This is a genomic window from Faecalibacterium sp. i25-0019-C1 (genome assembly GCF_042854225.1).
GTDB classification, from domain to species: domain Bacteria; phylum Bacillota; class Clostridia; order Oscillospirales; family Ruminococcaceae; genus Faecalibacterium; species Faecalibacterium taiwanense.
The window spans coordinates 1,343,499-1,360,732 of record NZ_AP031428.1 but is presented as its reverse complement, the minus strand read 5'-3'; the positions used below and the strand labels follow the sequence as shown (position 1 = coordinate 1,360,732).

General features: G+C 51.6%; 20 protein-coding genes and 1 tRNA gene. 7 read left to right on the top strand and 14 right to left on the bottom strand.

Going from position 1 to position 17,234, the window contains the following annotated elements:
- Window positions 1-45 precede the first annotated feature (45 nt).
- The 4 genes from ACGHUK_RS06810 to ACGHUK_RS06795 form a co-directional block, all read right to left on the bottom strand.
- A complete protein-coding gene (locus ACGHUK_RS06810; RefSeq protein WP_390575672.1) occupies window positions 46-1,467 on the bottom strand; it encodes an amino acid decarboxylase in 1,422 nt (473 codons plus the stop codon).
- Window positions 1,464-2,915: a thioether cross-link-forming SCIFF peptide maturase gene (gene scfB / locus ACGHUK_RS06805; RefSeq protein WP_390575670.1), complete on the bottom strand. Its 1,452-nt coding sequence runs from the start codon at window positions 2,913-2,915 to the stop codon at window positions 1,464-1,466. Before scfB ends, ACGHUK_RS06810 begins: the two co-directional genes overlap by 4 nt.
- Window positions 2,916-2,980: 65 nt before the next feature.
- A complete protein-coding gene (gene scfA, locus ACGHUK_RS06800; protein WP_005926683.1) occupies window positions 2,981-3,127 on the bottom strand; it encodes a six-cysteine ranthipeptide SCIFF in 147 nt (48 codons plus the stop codon).
- 122 nt (window positions 3,128-3,249) lie between these two features.
- Complete coding sequence (locus ACGHUK_RS06795) at window positions 3,250-3,543, bottom strand: hypothetical protein (protein WP_005942150.1); 294 nt, start codon at window positions 3,541-3,543, stop codon at window positions 3,250-3,252.
- Between the two features lie 224 nt (window positions 3,544-3,767).
- On the opposite strand from ACGHUK_RS06795, the gene ACGHUK_RS06790 reads away from it, so the two are divergent.
- Window positions 3,768-3,841, top strand: a tRNA-Gln gene (locus ACGHUK_RS06790).
- Window positions 3,842-3,940: 99 nt separating this feature from the next.
- Here the strand turns inward: ACGHUK_RS06790 and ACGHUK_RS06785 are convergent.
- The 8 genes from ACGHUK_RS06785 to ACGHUK_RS06750 all read right to left on the bottom strand — a co-directional run bounded on the left by ACGHUK_RS06785 (window position 3,941) and on the right by ACGHUK_RS06750 (window position 13,789).
- Window positions 3,941-5,698 carry a bifunctional UDP-sugar hydrolase/5'-nucleotidase gene (locus tag ACGHUK_RS06785; protein ID WP_005942151.1) on the bottom strand — a complete coding sequence of 586 codons (1,758 nt, stop codon included), beginning with the start codon at window positions 5,696-5,698 and terminating at the stop codon, window positions 3,941-3,943.
- Between the two features lie 269 nt (window positions 5,699-5,967).
- Complete coding sequence (locus tag ACGHUK_RS06780; protein ID WP_390575667.1) at window positions 5,968-7,740, bottom strand: oleate hydratase; 1,773 nt, start codon at window positions 7,738-7,740, stop codon at window positions 5,968-5,970.
- A gap of 433 nt (window positions 7,741-8,173) precedes the next feature.
- A complete protein-coding gene (locus tag ACGHUK_RS06775) occupies window positions 8,174-9,310 on the bottom strand; it encodes a tyrosine-type recombinase/integrase (protein ID WP_390575665.1) in 1,137 nt (378 codons plus the stop codon).
- A gap of 137 nt (window positions 9,311-9,447) precedes the next feature.
- Window positions 9,448-9,639, bottom strand: a complete 192-nt coding sequence (locus ACGHUK_RS06770) for a helix-turn-helix transcriptional regulator (protein ID WP_097777810.1) — start codon at window positions 9,637-9,639, stop codon at window positions 9,448-9,450.
- A gap of 424 nt (window positions 9,640-10,063) precedes the next feature.
- Window positions 10,064-11,062: a hypothetical protein gene (locus ACGHUK_RS06765; protein WP_390575662.1), complete on the bottom strand. Its 999-nt coding sequence runs from the start codon at window positions 11,060-11,062 to the stop codon at window positions 10,064-10,066.
- An 80-nt stretch (window positions 11,063-11,142) separates the two neighbouring features.
- Window positions 11,143-12,147 carry a virulence RhuM family protein gene (locus ACGHUK_RS06760; RefSeq protein ID WP_097777818.1) on the bottom strand — a complete coding sequence of 335 codons (1,005 nt, stop codon included), beginning with the start codon at window positions 12,145-12,147 and terminating at the stop codon, window positions 11,143-11,145.
- 131 nt (window positions 12,148-12,278) lie between these two features.
- On the bottom strand, window positions 12,279-13,082 hold the full coding sequence (locus ACGHUK_RS06755; RefSeq protein ID WP_120079235.1) for a hypothetical protein: 804 nt from the start codon (window positions 13,080-13,082) through the stop codon (window positions 12,279-12,281).
- 50 nt (window positions 13,083-13,132) lie between these two features.
- Window positions 13,133-13,789 carry a LexA family protein gene (locus tag ACGHUK_RS06750; protein ID WP_390575659.1) on the bottom strand — a complete coding sequence of 219 codons (657 nt, stop codon included), beginning with the start codon at window positions 13,787-13,789 and terminating at the stop codon, window positions 13,133-13,135.
- Between the two features lie 167 nt (window positions 13,790-13,956).
- On the opposite strand from ACGHUK_RS06750, the gene ACGHUK_RS06745 reads away from it, so the two are divergent.
- On the top strand, window positions 13,957-14,157 hold the full coding sequence (locus tag ACGHUK_RS06745; RefSeq protein ID WP_390575658.1) for a helix-turn-helix transcriptional regulator: 201 nt from the start codon (window positions 13,957-13,959) through the stop codon (window positions 14,155-14,157).
- A gap of 118 nt (window positions 14,158-14,275) precedes the next feature.
- On the opposite strand, the gene ACGHUK_RS06740 is transcribed toward ACGHUK_RS06745, so the two are convergent.
- The gene (locus ACGHUK_RS06740; protein WP_337678826.1) at window positions 14,276-14,650 is read right to left on the bottom strand and encodes a hypothetical protein; all 375 of its coding nucleotides are present in this window, start codon (window positions 14,648-14,650) and stop codon (window positions 14,276-14,278) included.
- Window positions 14,651-14,745: 95 nt separating this feature from the next.
- On the opposite strand from ACGHUK_RS06740, the gene ACGHUK_RS06735 reads away from it, so the two are divergent.
- Entirely contained in the window at window positions 14,746-14,985 is a 240-nt protein-coding gene (locus ACGHUK_RS06735) for a hypothetical protein (protein WP_143405601.1), read from the top strand.
- On the opposite strand, the gene ACGHUK_RS06730 is transcribed toward ACGHUK_RS06735, so the two are convergent.
- Window positions 14,930-15,535, bottom strand: a complete 606-nt coding sequence (locus ACGHUK_RS06730) for a hypothetical protein (RefSeq protein ID WP_207698153.1) — start codon at window positions 15,533-15,535, stop codon at window positions 14,930-14,932. The two genes, ACGHUK_RS06735 and ACGHUK_RS06730, sit on opposite strands and share 56 nt — an antisense overlap.
- Window positions 15,536-15,598: 63 nt before the next feature.
- Here ACGHUK_RS06730 and ACGHUK_RS06725 point away from each other — a divergent pair, with 63 nt between their 5' ends.
- From ACGHUK_RS06725 to ACGHUK_RS06710, 4 genes are read left to right on the top strand one after another with little or no spacing between them, the layout of a single operon-like run.
- A complete protein-coding gene (locus ACGHUK_RS06725) occupies window positions 15,599-16,267 on the top strand; it encodes a Rha family transcriptional regulator (protein ID WP_390575654.1) in 669 nt (222 codons plus the stop codon).
- A 1-nt stretch (window position 16,268) separates the two neighbouring features.
- Window positions 16,269-16,535: a hypothetical protein gene (locus ACGHUK_RS06720; protein ID WP_390575651.1), complete on the top strand. Its 267-nt coding sequence runs from the start codon at window positions 16,269-16,271 to the stop codon at window positions 16,533-16,535.
- On the top strand, window positions 16,532-16,792 hold the full coding sequence (locus ACGHUK_RS06715; RefSeq protein WP_390575648.1) for a hypothetical protein: 261 nt from the start codon (window positions 16,532-16,534) through the stop codon (window positions 16,790-16,792). The genes ACGHUK_RS06720 and ACGHUK_RS06715 overlap by 4 nt, the downstream gene beginning before the upstream one ends.
- 8 nt (window positions 16,793-16,800) lie before the next feature.
- Complete coding sequence (locus ACGHUK_RS06710; RefSeq protein WP_390575645.1) at window positions 16,801-17,223, top strand: hypothetical protein; 423 nt, start codon at window positions 16,801-16,803, stop codon at window positions 17,221-17,223.
- The last annotated feature ends 11 nt before the right edge of the window (window positions 17,224-17,234 follow it).

Genomic DNA, 17,234 nt, shown 5'->3' with positions numbered 1-17,234 from the left:
AGGCACCGTGCAAAACACACGATGCCTTTGGGCCTTTTGAAACAATCAGATCGTTTTGCGCAGGACAGCCGCCTGCATTACATGGTATTTCTGCATCAGCCGGACGGCAGCCGATGTGATCTTCTCGCCGCTGACCACAATGGGGATCGCAGGCGGGCAGGAAACCGTCGGCATAGCGCAGATACGCCCCACCGCCTGCTCTGTGGGCACCTGCTCCTGCGGGGCAAACACGGCCTGCCGGATGCTGCAGCAGGTGTGCAATTCGTGTTCCAGCTCCAAAAGCTCACGATCATTTTTTTCCGAGAGCGGGAACGGTCCTGTAAGGTTTTCCACAATGTGGAGAACGGCAGAAGTCAGCCGTTCAAAGTCCTGCGGCGGATTTGCCGGGGTGAACATCAGCACAACATAGCGCGGGTCGGCATATTCGCACTCGACCTTTGCGCCGCGCAGCGCTTCTGCAAGCTCTGTGCCGGTCATGCCCAGTGTAGCAGCATCCAGCGTGACCTTGAGAGGTTCGCTTTCCAGTGCCAGCGGCCCCGGGCAGTGTTTTGCCGCAGCGGCTTCGTTCAGCTCCCGGCGCAGGCGGGTCAAATATCCGCAGCACTGCAAAAGCCGCAGCGGATAGCCCTCCGACAGAACCTGATTGCATTTGTCCAGCGACTGCAAGATCAGGTAAGACGGACTGGTGGAACCAAACAATGCCAGTGCATTGCGCACAGCGGCTTCGTCCTGAATGGGGGCATTTTTGCCCAGATGCAGGTATGCGCCGCCAGTGACAACGGGCAGCGTTTTATGGCCGGAGTCGCAGCACATGGCCGCGCCCAGTGCAATAGGATGCTGACCGCCCTGCGGCAGAAAACGCAGGTAAGCACCGTGGGCATTATCCACCAGAAGCGGAACGCCAAAATCCTTGCACACTTCGGCCAGCGCTGCAATATCCTGCACACCGCCCAGATAATCCGGACTGGTGATGTAGACGCCAAAGGGCCTTTTGCCCTGCTGTGCCAAACCCTGCAGAGCACCTGTCAGCTTTGCAGCTGACACCGGGCAGCTGCAAAGTGCACCGGCATCCTGCGGCGCAGGCCAGAGCCACTGGATATCAAAATCCAGCAGCGCCGCCGCATACAACAGCGCTTTGTGAGCGTTGCGCGCTGCCAGCAGGACCGGGCGCTGTCCGGCTGCGGGCGCAGCCTGCAGTGCAAGGCACAGCATTGCACGGATGCACTGGGACGAGCCCTCTGTGCTGTAATAGGTATGCACCGTGCCGAACAGCCGGGTAGCGTTGGCTTCGCTCTGGGCAATGATGCCGTCAGCCCCATACAGTTCATCCGCACCCTTTATTTCGGTAATGTCCCACGGCTCAAAGCCCAAAAGGCTCTGGCCCTTGTGGCCGGGCATATGCAGCCGCGAGGTGCCGGACTGTGCGTAACGGCGCACAAAATCCACAATAGGCGTGGTCGTGCTCATTCGCAGGCTTCGCCATCAGCACAGGCGTTACAGGTAGAACCAAGCTCAATAGGCACCTCGATGCCCTTGGCGGCAAGTTCCTGATTTTCAGCCACCTTGATCATGATAGCGCATTCCATTCGCTTTTTGAACAGCTCGCAGCCGTACTCATACACACCGGTAATGTTGCCGGTAGCGTGGTAGGAGTTTGCTGCACAGCCGCCGGAGCAATACAGCTTTGCCCAGCAGTTCTGGCACTCCTTGCGGGCATAGGCGTTGCAGTGCTTGAACTCATCGCGCACGGCAGTGTTCGTAACGCCCTTCCAGATATCGCCCATCAGGTACTTGGGGTCGCCCACAAACTGGTGGCAGGGGTACAGATCGCCCCAAGGAGTAACAGCCATGTACTCCGTACCGGAGCCACAGCCGGAAATGCGCTTGTAGATGCAGGGGCTGCCGGTGAGGTCGATCATGTAGTGGTAGAAGGTAAAGCCGCGGCCCTCGCGGTTGCGCTTGATCATTTCCTTGGCAAGGATCTCGTACTGTTCCTTCAGGATGGGCAGATCTTCCTCGGTCAGGGCACTGGGATCGCCGGGCTTAGACACCACAGGCTCCATGCTCAGCTCAGTAAAGCCGAGGTCGGCCATGTGGAAGATATCGTTGGTGAAGTCGGTGTTGTAGTGGGTGTAGGTGCCGCGCATGTAGTAGTTCTTGTCGCCGCGCTTCTTCACGAACTCCTGGAACTTGGGCACGATGGTATCGTAGCTGCCATGGCCTGCATAGTCCTTGCGGAAGCGGTCGTTGACCTCTTTGCGGCCATCCAGACTCAGAACGACGTTGTGGCACTCCTTGTTGCAGAAATCGATCACATCGTCATCGATCAGCATACCGTTGGTGGTCATGGTAAAGCGGAAGTTCTTGTTGTGGATCTTCTCCTGCTCACGGCAGTAGGCCACCAGCTTTTTGACCATATCAAAGTTCATCAGCGGTTCGCCGCCAAAGAAGTCCACCTCAAGGTTGCGGCGGGTGCCGGAGTTTTCGATCAGGAAGTCCATGGCACGCTTGCCCACTTCAAAGCTCATCAGCGCACGGTCGCCCTGATAGCGGCCCTGCGAAGCAAAGCAGTAGGAGCAGTTCAGGTTGCAGGTGTGTGCAACATGCAGGCACAAGGCCTTGACCACGGTGTTGCGGTTTTTAAAGTCGAAAGCCATATTCTCATAGGTATCCGGGGTCCACAGCTTGCCTGCTTCCTTCAGGTTGGTCACATCATCGATGCACTGACGCAGATCTTCCTCCGTGACATCCTCGCGGTCTCCATACTTTGCCATCATAGCCGAAACGATCTCGTCAGCAGTATGCTCCGGGTACATGGCAATGATATCGTATGCAACATCGTCCACCACATGCACCGAGCCGCTGCAGGTGTCCAGCACGATGTTATAGCCGTTCAATTGATACTGGTGTACCATTTTACTCTCCATTCCAATTATACAAAAAAATGCCGCCCGGCAAAGGCGGCAGGGGGTTGCAAAAATTACTTGTTGCTGTTCTCGCACTGCTGGTTAGCCACGCCGCAGGAGGTCTTGCAAGCGGACTGGCAGGAAGTCTGGCACTCGCCGCAGCCGCCGGTCTTAACGCTCTTGGTCAGGTCACGAGTAGCAATGGTCTTAATACGTTCCATAATAGAAAACCTCTCTAACTCTCAAAATTTCATCGCGCCGGACAAAGCCCAGTACGCATTTATCTTTGCTTATGATAACACGCAAGGGGCTTTCTGTCAAGATTTTTATGCTGCCAACCTGTTCAAACCTGTCCAGCAGGCTGATACTTCGTCAGGACGGTGTGCAGCCCCAGCTCCCGCGCCCTGGCCAGTAAGTACCGGTAGCGGCACAAAAGCGCCTGCCGCTCGTAAATGCGCTGCTCGATCAGGTCTGTATCCACCTCCAGATCAAACATCATCTCATTGCGCCGCAGGCAGAACAGACATTCCTTCAGCTCTTCTTCCAGTTCTGGGTGATAACGTTCGTGCTCGGTATCCCGCGGGATGCGGCTCGAAAGCAAAGTTTGGGTGTTCTGGGCATGGGTTCGTTCCAGCATAGGCCGTCCTCCTCTTCTTTGTGTATCTTGAAGGTTTGTACATTTTAGTATATGAAGAGACCGGTGCAGAATATGCCAGTTTATGGTAAAGCAGAAACTTCTCCGCTGGTGCGCGCATTTTAAAAAAGTTTGCAATTTTTTCAAAATCACGCTTGACAAGTATCACTTTTCCGCGTATAATAGCACACGTTGAGCGGCTCACACTGCGAAACGTAATCGAATATTGGGGATTTGCATAGTGGTAGTGCGGTAGACTCTGACTCTACTTGTGGGAGTTCGATTCTCTCATCCCCAACCAAAAGCCATCCGGTTTATGCCGGATGGTTTTTTTGTTCTATATTGTTATACAAAAACAGCGTACCGTCTTTGCGACGGTACGCCCATTTTTATGCAGTTATTACAGGATGCTGATGCGGCCTGCGCCGTAGGGATTCTCGTAATCCAGCAGATAACCCGGGTAATCGGCCAGCGGGCTGTTTGCGGTGGTCAAATGCGGCAGACCCTCTGCATCTACACCGCCAAAGGTCATTGCATAGGTAGACATCACAAGGTAATCCTCAGACACATAGTCCTTGATCAGCTCTGCGCCATCAAACATGGCAAAGCCATCGCCCAGATTGCGCAGAGTGTAATTCATGCCAGCCAGAGCGTAGGTCTTGCTCTCGTCCAGCGGTTCATAAGTACCGGAAGCCTTGTTGTAGATCTTCACGTTCTGCACGCGCGGAGTGCCGGTGGCACTGCCAATCCAGACATTCTTCTCGTCGGTCTGCACGGTGTTGGGGATATCGGCGTGGATCTCGTAGGAAGCGCCTGCCACATGCAGGAAGCCGCCGTTCTCCTTTTCCGTTCCGGCAAAGCGGGCTGCAAACTCCAGTGCATCCTGGATCTGCTTGCCGGTGACAGACATCAGACAGGCCACATTGCCAAACGGGCTGACCTGCTTGCAGGTCTTGAAGGTCCAGTAGCCGGCTTTCTCATCGGCGCGGATGCCGCCGCCGTTCATGATAGCGATGTCACAATGCAGCTGTTCCACCTCATTGAAGTAGGAGTAAATGCCGTCGGCCACGAAGTCGCCGAGATTCGTCTCTGCCATGCGGATGCGGCGCTTGCCAGTCTCGGGGTCGGAGATGTAGAAGTTCGTATCGGCAACAGCGATCTTCTCACCCAGCATGTCGTCCACAGAAGCGACCCATGCGTTCTGGATATCGGCAACGGCACTGTCGGAGCCTTCGTAAGAGGAGATCAGACGGGTGGCAATGGAGCCGTCAGCCTTGATGGTCATTTCGCCAACATTTGCAAAATAAGAGCCGGTCTGGGTCAGGGCGACAGCCTTGCCGGACAGATCCTTCACCCACTCACACTCCATCTTGGTGTGAGAATGGCCGTCGATGAATGCATCGAAGCCGGAGGTGTGCTCGATGACTTCCTTGCTGGTCCAGGGCGAAGAGGAAGGATCAACGCCCAGATGGCCCAGACCGATCACGTAGTCAGCCAGAACCTTGGCCTTATCAATGGACTTCTGCACAGCCTTGTACAGCTTCTGGCCGTCGTCACCGCCCAGAATATCATAGATATAGCGGCTCTGGCTCTTATCCATGAAGTAAGCCGGAGTAGACTTGGTGAAGGTCTCGGGCGTGGTGATGCCCACAAATGCGATCACGCGGCCGCCGATGGTGAAGTATTTGACATCCGGCAGAACGCGGTTGCCCAGCGGCAGATTGACCCAGTTGCTGGAGAGGTACGGGAAATCTGCCTCAGCCATTACCTCTTTTGCACGGGCCATGCCGTAGTCGAATTCATGGTTGCCGGGCGTAGCAACATCGTAGCCAGCGGCGTTCATCAGCTGGATGATGGATGCACCTTCGTCCATGGAACCATATGCGGTACCCTGAATATGGTCGCCCGCATCTACCAGCAGGACATTTTTGCCTGCATCCTGATAGCTCTTTTTCAAAGCTGCGATGGCAGCATAGGTCAGTTCCGGCGATTTTTTGTCGATGTAAGTATGAACATCGTTGGTGTACAGGATCGTAATGTCCTTAAAGCTGCCGGGGTAACATGCAGACGCAGCGGGTGCGCCCAGACTTACGGCAGCAACGGCCGTGGTGACACCTGCGGCCTTCAGGAAGCTGCGGCGGGAGATAAGCTGTTTCATGGAAAAACGACCTCCTCTTAAAACTCTCTTTTGTTTTTATCGGGCGCACAGAACCAGCCCGACGCTTGTTAGATTAAGCATAACACACAAAACACCCAAGAACAACCCGGAATCGCACAATTTGTTCATAATTCACGGTACTAAGTCACACTTTTTGTGCAACATTATTCCTTTTCAGGGCAAAAAACAGCCCGCATCTGCAGCCAGTCGTTGACTGCAAAAGCGGGCTGTTTTCAAAGGGGATTCAAAAATGGATCAGAGCAACGAGCTCAAATCGCATTGTATTCCTTGAGGAATTTCTCAAGGTCGGTACCCTCGATCTTTTTCAAAGCTTCCTTCATGGCAAGGCGCGGGATGAGCGGCAGATCCATGTCGGTGATCTTCTTGCCGTCGCGCAGCTTGACCGTTGCATCGATCAGGGCACGTACATCATAGGTGCTGCCCCAGACCTCGGGCACACCGCGGTCGATGTCCAGCAGGGTGTACACAGCTTCCATACCGGTGCGCATGGAGTATTCTGTGGTGAAGATGGTGTCACGGCCGGTCTCGGCGAACTGACCCAGGAAGGCAAAGTTGACAGCACCCTCCGGCACGATATCAGGACGGTCGCCCATTGCACGCGGCATAAAGAATGCATCGATATACGGCATCATGACCGGGATGGTGTTGGCACTGTGCTCGGCCAGCTCTTCGATCTGATCCTCGGGCACACCAATGTGGTACAGCCATTCCATACACAGTTCCTTGCCGGTGCAGTCGCGCATGGCCTTTTTGACGTAGTTGCCGGGCTTATCACTGAACAGGCCGTAGACCCAGACGCACAGCTGGTTCTTGGGCTGGTTTCGGAACTGCTGCTGACGGTTCAGCGTCCAGCTGAGCAGCCAGTTGGAGTCCTTAACGGTGACGATGCCGCCTGTGACGGTGTGGCCACTGAACGGGTCACGCTTGCAGATCTTCTGGATATACTGTGGGATCTTGTCGTCCAGCGTAGTGATGGTGGCGCTTTCCCAGTTGGAATGTTCGGGGTCGGAGCAGAACTTTTCAGGATTGCCGAATGCGGGGTCCTGCGCAGCGATCTTCTTCCACAGGTCCCAGCCGTTGCCCGGCTTGATGGTGGGATCAAAGCCTGCTGCCTTGTCCTGTGCGCCCATCGTGCAGCTTTCCACGCAGCCGCCGTTGGTGATGAACAGCAGATCATTTTCGGTCAGGTCAATGGTGCTGATCTCACCTACGTGCTCCACAACCACGCTGCTTGCCTGCTTGCGCTTGCCATTGATCTCAAATTTCACGTCCACGACCTTGGTCTCATAGTGGAACTGAACGCCGTGGTCCTTCAGGTAAGTGACCATGGGCAGGATGATAGATTCATACTGGTTGTAGCGGGTAAAGCGCAGGGCGGTGAAATCCGGCAGGCCGCCGATGTGGTGGATATAACGCTTGAGGTAGAGCTTCATTTCCAGAGCACTGTGCCAGTTTTCAAAGGCAAACATGGTGCGCCAGTACAGCCAGAAGTTGGAATTCAGCACTTCATCATCAAAGAAATCGGTGATTTTCTTATCCTGCAGCTGCTCGTTGGGGGTGAAGAAGAGCTTCATGATCTCCATAGCACCCTTATCAGACAGGCCGAACTTGCCATCGGTGTGGGCATCCTCGCCGCGGTTGACGGTAGCACGGCACAGTGAATAGTTGGGGTCTTCCTTGTTCAGCCAGTAGTACTCATCCAGCACACTGGCACCCTCGGTCTCCAGAGACGGAATGGAGCGCAGCAGATCCCACATGACCTCGAAGTGGTTATCCATCTCGCGGCCACCGCGCATCACGTAACCGATATCGTATTTGTAGCCGTCGCAGGCACCGCCGGGGATGGGGTCTTTCTCAAACACATGCACATGCTCGCCCTTCATCTGGCCGTCACGCACCAGATAACATGCAGCCGTCAGTGCGGCCAGACCGGAACCAATGATATATGCAGATTTATGATCAACACCCTCCGGCTTTTTAGGAGTTGCAAATGCTTCATAGTTGCCACTGGAATAGTACATAGAAAAGCCTCCCTGCTTTTTATTGCTTTTTTTCGGCATCCTTGCGCCGTCCTTATGGCAACAGTATACCCCGCGCCGCCGCAGCAGACAACAAACAAACTTTAGCGGGTGTATAAATTTTATACAATCATTCTGTTTTGCTGGAAATACGTACAAATTGTGACAAAAGCCGCCCTAATAGCGAATCGTTCTGTGCTATGGAGTGCTTTATAAACCAGTTTCAGCAAAAAGAAAAGCACCCAGATTTCAACGAATCCAGGTGCTTTTTGTTGGTGGAGGCGATGGGAGTCGAACAACAAAAAATGATTGAGTGACGTCAAAAACATATCTGCAACGCGCCTAAACACTTGCTAAAAATGTAGTGGGGTTGGTTTGTAACCCATGTATTTTGCTACGTTTACAAAAAAGAGTGTTACCAAAACTGTTACCAGAGTCAGGCCTGTGCCTTTTTGAATGCCGCGGTGGTAGCGGCAGCAAGATCTTCCCTCTGACCGTCAAGCTCGTGCCGATACACTCCGGCAGTGTCCATGTTCTTGCTATGGCCCACGAGCATCTTCAGCTGGCTGTCAGTCAGGACGCTGGATTCAACACTGACAAAGGTGTGCCGCAGCTCGTAAAGTGAAACTTTCGGCTCAAGCCCGTTTGCTTCCTGATAGGATTCCCAGCGGCGATAGAGCGCGTGTTCTGACGGGATCTGAAACAGCGGGGTATTGTAGTTCAGAAGTATACCTTGAGCCTTCAGAAGCTGCACCTGTGCCTCGTATGCCTCGCGAGCTTCCTTGCCCATGTCAAAAGAGCGGATTGCGTTTTCGTTTTTTCCGGTCGTCTGTTCCCGGTGCACGTTGATGCTTCGCCGAAGGTTGACCGTGTTCCCTTTGATGTCACCATACCAGAGACCAATCAGCTCCCCGGGGCGCAGGCCGGTCGCAACTGCAAAATGGTAGGCGTAGATATATTCATCAAATACCAGCTTTCCATAGTAGGTGCGGGTGTCTACGCTAAACAGAACCTTCAGGGCGGTGGGTTGCAAGATCGTGCGTTTCCCCATCCTGGCATTCTTCGGGATAGACAGGTCGGGGTAGAGTGTCGTGTACTTGTTCCTTCGGCACCACTTGACAAAGGCGGTTTCCGCAGCCCGGATCGTCATAAGCGTCTTTCGGCTCAACGGCTGGTTTGAGATGGGCTTGCGCTGGTTCTTTTTCTGTGAGCGCTTCCGGAACGAAACGTCAATGGCCTTTTGAAGATCGCCCTCGGTTAACTCGTCAATGCGGATATTCCCACAGGTCGGCAGGATATAGCAGTCCCCGTAACGCTGGCATTGTGTCACATAGGATGTCCCGCAAGTCAGCTTCAGTTCTTCTACCCACTGGGCATAGAGGGCAGCTACCTTCTTTTTTCCGTCTCTGATGCTATCGTCAAGCCAGGCATCGGCCTTTGCGTTGGCTTCCCGCTGGCCGGTGCGGCCAGGCGTGCTGCTGTAAAACCGTTTGCGGGTGCCGTTCTTCTGCACCGCAATGCACCAACGCTTTTCCTTCTCGACCCAAAACGCTGTGTTTGTCCTCTTTTTCATTGTTTTCACCTCCAAAAGGGTACACTTTGACAAGCCCGCCCAAAAGAGGTATAATCGCAGTGTCGAGTGTGCGATGACCCCGCAAGGGTGAGCCGCTTATCTTAACTCCCTCGGCGTTAGCGCGCTGGGGGAGGTTTTTATTTAAGCAACCAATCCGCAGAAACTTCAAAGTATCTTGAAATATCCAGAATCATTTTAATGCTTGGTTCCATTTTTCCTGTTTCATAATTCGATATTGTAGTCCGGCTGACATGAAAGATTTCACCAAGTTGCTGTTGAGTGAGCCTCTTTTCAGACCTCAACTCACGAAGATTATTTTGAAAGCTCATACAATCCCTCTGTGTGCGAAAATCGTGAATCGTCTTTCAATGGTGACTACTTTATGATACAATCACCATGGAGAAAGGAGACTGCCCTATGTGGAAGCTGTTGAACATTCTATATCGTATTACTTCCTATGTGCTTTTTCTTGCTATTCTTTTGGGGGCCTCTTGTAAATTTCTCACTTTTTTCTTTTTTCACGATTTTATTCCTTTTACAGTCGAACTTTTACTTGTTATTTTTTCGTTGATTCTTCTCAAGAACTACCGTCCCTATGATTTCCCTCATTGGACGAAGGAAAAATAACCACTTTAGAGTCGGGCTCTTGAAGTTCAAGAGCTCGACTTGCTTTTTGCAGCTTTTCCAATTCCTGGTCTGTCGGCATTTTTTGAAGAACACTTTCTTCCTTTTCTCTGGCAATCTGAATACGTTTTAATTCATTATCCAGATCAATTCCGCTGATTTCTTTTTTAACTTTTCTGCTTCCAAACTTTTAATGCTGTTATCATGTTTGCGGTTGCATACCCATTTGATCAACCCTCTAACAGACGGAATATCAATTTTCAGCCCTGACACTTCATAGCTACCGCCAAAAAGCACCGCAAAGATAAATAAGAACGCAAACCAATGTTCCTGAATAAAATCCATTCCCTGAGAGAATGCAACAACATAGTCTCCCGGAGAATTCAAATTCGTTGTTATTGAAATGTCTTCATCTTCATTAAGAACAGAAAAAATCTCAGTTATGTAATAACAAAATGTCGCAAAATCACGACCTTTTATTTTTCTTTTTGTATTCACGCGAAAAACGGCATGGGTTTCTCCGTTGTAAACATACAAATCAAAACAAGTGTTTAAAACTGGAATAGCATAGTCACTGATTGTGGACAAACTATGGTGGTTCAGCATTGCACGTGCCAGCATTGGTGTCAGTCTGAGCTCTTCGACTTCTTTTATAATTTGAACTTTTCGACGCTTCACATAAGGACATTCAATTCTATTTTGCTTATGAAAGCCCGCAGCAATTTGGGCGTCTGCCTCTAATTCTTTTTTTATTGGATCCTGAATGTCCTGTTTTTCAAAGTATTCTCCAATTATTCCGAAGGCGACTCTTTTATCGCCCAAAATCATAACCAGATTGCCAGCCTGCATTTCGCTCGCAAAACTATAGCATTTGTTTATAGCGGCACCTGGCCGTTTATCAGCGTAATTTAGCTCTACTGCTTGACGCAATTTTTCTTCTGTATCTTGTGTGATATTACTTTGAAGAACTGCATTCCAGCCAATTGCGATATACCCATTATGAATGTATTCGCTGTAGTATGCACCCGACTTTGTCCGGATCATCCAAAACGAGCAGGTATCAGGAACCTGAACAACATGCACTTGCTGGTTGATTTTTTCAACAAGCTGAAAATTATATTCTTCCATTTTCTTCCTTTCGTAACTGCTGCATTGGTGACGCAGCGGCATTTATTTTATTGAGCAATGTGCAAAGTTTGTATACTGCCTCAGTTTTTCAGATTTTTCACCGCCCGGTCAAAATCCGACACGATCTTTTGCGTGGGGTTGAATAGATCATACTCGGCTTCCGCTTTCTGCTTTGCCTGACGGGCAGATATCTTGCCTTTGTCCGGCAAAATATCGTACCGCCGGAAGGACAAAAACTCGTTGATGCTGGCAGCAAACTGTTCCATAGTGAAGGTATTTTCCCGCTCGATCAGATCCTCGATATAGTCAAAGTAACCGGAAACGGTGCGTTCCAGCTGCCGGATCTGCTTCTCGGACAGGTAATTTTTTGCAATGGACACATCCGATTTGAGCACACGCCCCTCTGGTGCGTACTTCCATGTGGTTAGCCCCATGTGCTCCTTGGTGTGGTCGGCCTTACTGTACACGATCTCTGCCGCCGTCTGGCCGGTGATCGCATAGTGGAACTTGTTCTGCACCATGGCATAGAAGTCCCTGGTCACCGGCGCGTTGCGGTCATAGTCGATGCTGCACTCTGCAAAGATATCCGTCACCTGTTGCCAGATCCGGCGCTCACTGGCGCGGATGGATCGAACACGCTCCAACAACTCACGGAAATAATCCTTACCGAAAGCGTCCTTGCCCTGCTTCAAGCGCTCGTCATCCAGCACAAAGCCCTTGGTCATATACTCTTTGAGAATGCCGGTAGCCCAGATACGGAACTGCGTAGCCCGGCGGGAGTTGACACGGTATCCCACAGAGATAATGGCATCGAGGTTGTAGAAGTTTGTTTCTCTGGTCTGCGTCTTATCGTCCAGAGCACCGTGATGTGTGGTTGTTTCCATTTTGGAAACAACCACTTTTTCGTCCAATTCGCCTTCTTCAAAAATATTTTTAAGATGTTTACTGATAGCAGGTTTCTGTACGCCGAACAATTCGGCCATGCCCTGCTGTGTCAGCCAGATGCTTTCGTCCTTCACAACGGCATTGATCGAAACATCTTCCTCCGCAGAGCGATATATCAAAAACTGAAAGTTATTTTCCATCCTCTATCCTTTCACACCAACCCACGGCAACACCCTACCGCCAGCCCTTCAATGACCTTCTCCTCCAGCTGCTGATCCGCAAGCACCATGCTTTGCGTTGGCGCGCCGGGGGAGTTTTTGTTTAGTTTACATCAGTTATTCAAAGCCTTTGCGCGCACAGTCGGGCTTGCTGCCTTGAACAGATCATATGCGTTCAAGACATCCGTAATTGCCTGACGCTCTTCGGGGGTGACTGTGTGGTCGATGCTGCCACCATCGCCGCTGTATCGGATAATGATTTCATCAGCGCTCAAAATATTCTTAAACCACTGGATATCTTCATCATCGCCCATAAAAGATGTCAGTTCCCAGTACTGCTTTCCATCATAGCCACGATCCACATCCGTCCAATCAATCGTGTAGGTATATTTATACTCGCCCGCGCGAATCGTAATCGTGTCCAAGTACACATATTTGTTGCCGCTACACAGAACCATGAAAAACATTGACGGATCATTGGTGCTGCCATTTACAAAGAAGGGCAGTATATAGCTTTTGCCTTGATTGCTCAGTCGGTCTTCCGTGGGTGACACATAGCTTCTTGCGTCCTCGACCTTATCATAACTGATTTTCAGCTTTGCAAGAGCGTCTTTCAGTCCAAGCACCTGCTGGGCTTCTGCCAACACCGCAAAGTTACTGACCTGCGCCTTGCTTGCATCGTCCAATTCGTTATAAGCATTTACAGCAGCCACAATTGCCGGGCGGCGGGCAGTCGTGACGGTTCCGATTTGGTTGATCAGGCTTTCCACCTGCGCTACCGTCGCAGTATTGCATTCTTCAAGAGCGGCTGTGCTCATATATTCTGCTGGGCTGACAGCCATTGCCGGCGCTGCCACAGATACAAGCGTTGCGGCAATGCACAGTGCTGCAGCGGTCTTTTTCATAGTTTTCTTCATACATAACACTCCTTCGCTATATAGACTGGAATGACTCCGATAATCCAAAATTACCCTACCCAGTGCGTCCAGCCTACGGCCTTGCCCTCAATGTGCACCTCTTCCAGCTGGGGGCCGGCGTAGATCATGGGCGCATAAGCCGGGTTTGCGGGCATCAGGGTCAGCGTGCCGGGGTTGTAATATACCCGCTTGAGAGTGGCTTCGCCATCAATGCGCACCGCTGCGATCTCGCCGTTCTCCACCTCCGGCTGGATGCGGATATACACCACGTCTTTATCGTGAATGCCGGCATCCACCATGCTGTCACCGTGGCAGGTCAGGGAAAAATCGCACCGGATGTTCTCCGGCACGTCCACCATTTTTTCAATGTTCTGCTCTGCCGTGATGGGTTCCCCACAGGCAATGCTGCCGATCAGCGGGATCTTCTTCATCTTCGGCATCGGCTCAAAGCCCGGGGGGATGGTGGGCTTCTTGGGCGCTAGTACAATCGGGTCAGCAATCTTAATATCTGTACGTCCGTACAGATAATTCATATCCACATTAAACAGGTCAGCGATTGCTTCCATGGTTTCAAACCCCGGCTCCCGCTCCCCACGTTCATACATGTTTACACTACTCTTAGACAAATCCAGCTCATCCGCAAGCCGTTGCTGTGACCAGCCTTTTTCACGGCGCAGCGATTTTAGCCGCTCTGCAAAAGTTGCCATCAGGCCACCTCCCTATATTATTACAATCAAATAATAGCACATATCGTGCACAAGTTCAAGCACAAAAAGTGTACTATTCTTTTGCGCACATTTTGTGCACTCTGCGAATAGATTTATTTTCTGGTTTTGAGTACAATAGGTGCACGGAAAGGAGGTGACCCAATCAGATGGACGGTAAGACCATCGGCCACAAGCCGCGCGCATTGCGCGGCGAAATGGACGCAAAAACCGTTGCTGATGCGCTTGGAATCAGCACTTCGGCGCTTTTTATGTATGAGCGCGGCGAACGCATTCCCCGCGACCAGATCAAAAAGCGCATTGCTCAGTATTTCGGCCAGAGTGTCGAAGAAATTTTTTTCGCAGAATGAGCACATATTGTGCGCAATTCAAAAGGAGGTGAAAAGCATGAAAATCAAAATCATTGGTGAACCCAAAGAAATTGCCGCCCTTGTATTAGCGGTACAAGGGCGGCAAAATCGCGAGGTGTTAGCCATTGGTGAGATCAGTGCCAAGGGTCACAGCAATGATCTGGTCACAAAAGACAGTCAGAACAGGGAAATTCACAACGGGACTTGTGGTTTCCAGACGAGCATCCTTTAGCAGAATAAACTCACAGCTTTCACCCGTCTGCGGACTTTCTTCTTCAGCAGAAGCAGCTTTGGAAACGGCCTTGAGAGCTGAGGAGTTAACTGTCTGCGCAACGGCAATGTTCGGATTGCTATTTTCCTCATCAAATACGGGGATACCGCTGATCATGCCAGCAGGTGTCACCAGAAATAAACGGTTCTTTGCAAATTCTTTGAGGGAAATGGTATTTGCATATCCAGTAAGAACAGCCATTTTAGTCAATGACAAGCTCATGTTTTTTCACCTCCTTCCGTTTTGGGGTGTCTTTATGATAGCACATCCATAGTGAAAAATACATACTTGCCCGCCATCCAAAGGAGGTGAAGAAGATGAGCAACAGCAAAAGGCCCCACGCTCCTAAGGAAGAGAAGCGCGGGGCGCAAGAGATTCAGCTGTCGCACTTGGACAATCGTTTTAGCTGCCAGATAGACGGAACGGTTATCCAGAACGTGAAGGATTATTCGTTGGTTCAGTCCAGCAATGGAAAAGCATTGTTAAACTTGACCATCGAGATCAGTGCGGAAGTTGTGTCAACCACGATACAAGCGCAGATGCAACAGCACTTGTAATCCACGAGTGACGTTCCATCGTTTCGGAAAACTTGGACAACAATCCCTTCTGCGGAGGAATCTGGTCATTTACGATCATCTCAACAAGATCAACTAACTTCTGGACTTGCTCTTTGTCCGGTGCATCTTCAGCTTCTGCCCTTTCCCGCAGTTCCTGAAAATTCGTCTGGTAGTTGATGGTCGCTGTATTGGCTGTTCCAATTACAGAACCGTAAGCTGTACCGATGTTATAAATATTGCTCTGACGCTGTTCGTTTTCTTTCCGCTTTTTCTCGACTTCGGTCATATAGAACGCTTTTATTTCTTCCTGCTGCTTCTGGAAGAACGATGCCTGCGTTTCCGTGACATAAAGCCGTTCACTGGCTGGAGTGATAACAACGTCGTCTATCTTAATATCGGTTCCCGGGCAAAACCCAACGTACTGCCGATTCGTTGCTGTTTCCCGGTTCGGCAAACCCGGAACGGTTGCAATAATTTCGCCATCTCGCTCAATTTGCATATTCAGACCATGCATGCTTAAAAGACTTTCAAAAATCATTTTTTCATTCACCTCCTTTCCTCTTTTTTATTTTACAGCGAAAGTGAAGTGAATACAAGGAGGTACATCTTCACCATGAACGACATCATCTTATCCACCCAGAACGGCGAACCGGTGGCATCCAGCCGGGACGTTGCCGAACGATTCGGAAAAGAGCATAAAGATGTGCTCCGCTCCATCAAAAATCTGACGGCGCAAAATTGCGCTCTCCTCAAAATGTTCCACAAGACCGAGTACACCACTGCTCAAAACAAAAAGGCCACCATGTACCTGATGAACCGTGACGGCTTTTCCCTGCTGGCCATGGGCTTCACGGGCAAGGAAGCCGTGCAGTGGAAGCTCAAGTACATCGAGGCCTTCAACCAGATGGAGAAGCAGCTGGCCGCGCAGCACAAAGAGCAGCAGGCCGTGCAGGACGCCAACATCCAGAGCGCCATCGACCGGGTGATCGAAGCCCGGAAGAAGCTGGACGAGAACACCGCTTTTCTGGACGAGTGCCGCAAGAACCGCGAGGACAGCAAGGCCAAGTATATGCAGGTCAAGGCCCTGTGCGGTGAGTTCAAGGCCATTTACGGCCAGCATTGCGACACGGTGCGCACCATGGAGAACGTGGTGCGCGGCTCCCAGAGCTACCTCACCAGCGCCATTGACAGCCTGACCATCGTCGCCAAAGGCTACCCGTTCTACGCTGCCCTGATGGACAGCCTGCTGGATGGGCTGCCCGCCAAAAAGAAGGAGGAATAAAATGTTGAACACATCAACTATTCGCGGCACTTTCAAGCAGATCCCATACTGGAAGCTGCGGGGCCGGTTCCACAGCTGCGGATTCCGGGATCAGGAAGTGGCTGAGTACATCGGCATTGGCCGTGACACCATGAGCGGCAGGATGCACGGGAACCAGCCGTGGACGAGCGCAGAGATCGCGGCAATGTGTGAACTGCTGGACATTCAGCAGGACGAGATCGGGAAGTTCTTCTTCCCGGAAATGAGCAGGGAGGATGAATCCGCATGAAGATTAAATCCTTTGTCTGGTACTGGCTGGCAATGGCCTGCTTTGTGGTGGGCCTGCTGTACGGCCTGGGGCTGGAGGGCAGCTTTCAGACCCTTGGCACCGTCTCGGACGGTGCGTTCGTCACGGCCATGGTGTTGATCCTGCTGGCGATCTTCTTCATGCGGCTGGGCTTTGCCGCCGAAGCACGTGAGAAACGCCGCCGCAAGGTGCATCAGCAGCCCCGCAACACCGTGAAGAGCGGCAGGAAGGCGGGCTGACACCACCCATGAATAAAGGAAAGCACTTTACCCGCGTCTGTTTGGACTGCGGCAAGGTGATGGAAAATGTTGCTGGCAACCTGCGCTTTTGCGCTTCCTGCCGCAGAGAGCACCACAACCAATATTGCAGGGATTACAGGGCGCGTAATGAAAACGCTGCCAGCGTCATGTGGTACACCGTCTGGGATGCCAAAACCGGCGATCTGCTGGCATCCGGCTCGTCCGAGATGTGTGCCCGGCGGCTGGGCTACAAGAGCGCGAACAGCTTTGCGTCTGCCGTCAGCCATGGGCTCAGCGGCAGCCATCGAACTTACAAGTACACATTTGCGCGGGAACGTATCGACCGCAGCGAGGTGGACAGCCTGCCGCCGGTACGCACTATACGAAAAAAGCCCGCCGGTGCGCCAACACCGACGAGCTGCAAGGGATGATGAGTTTGAAC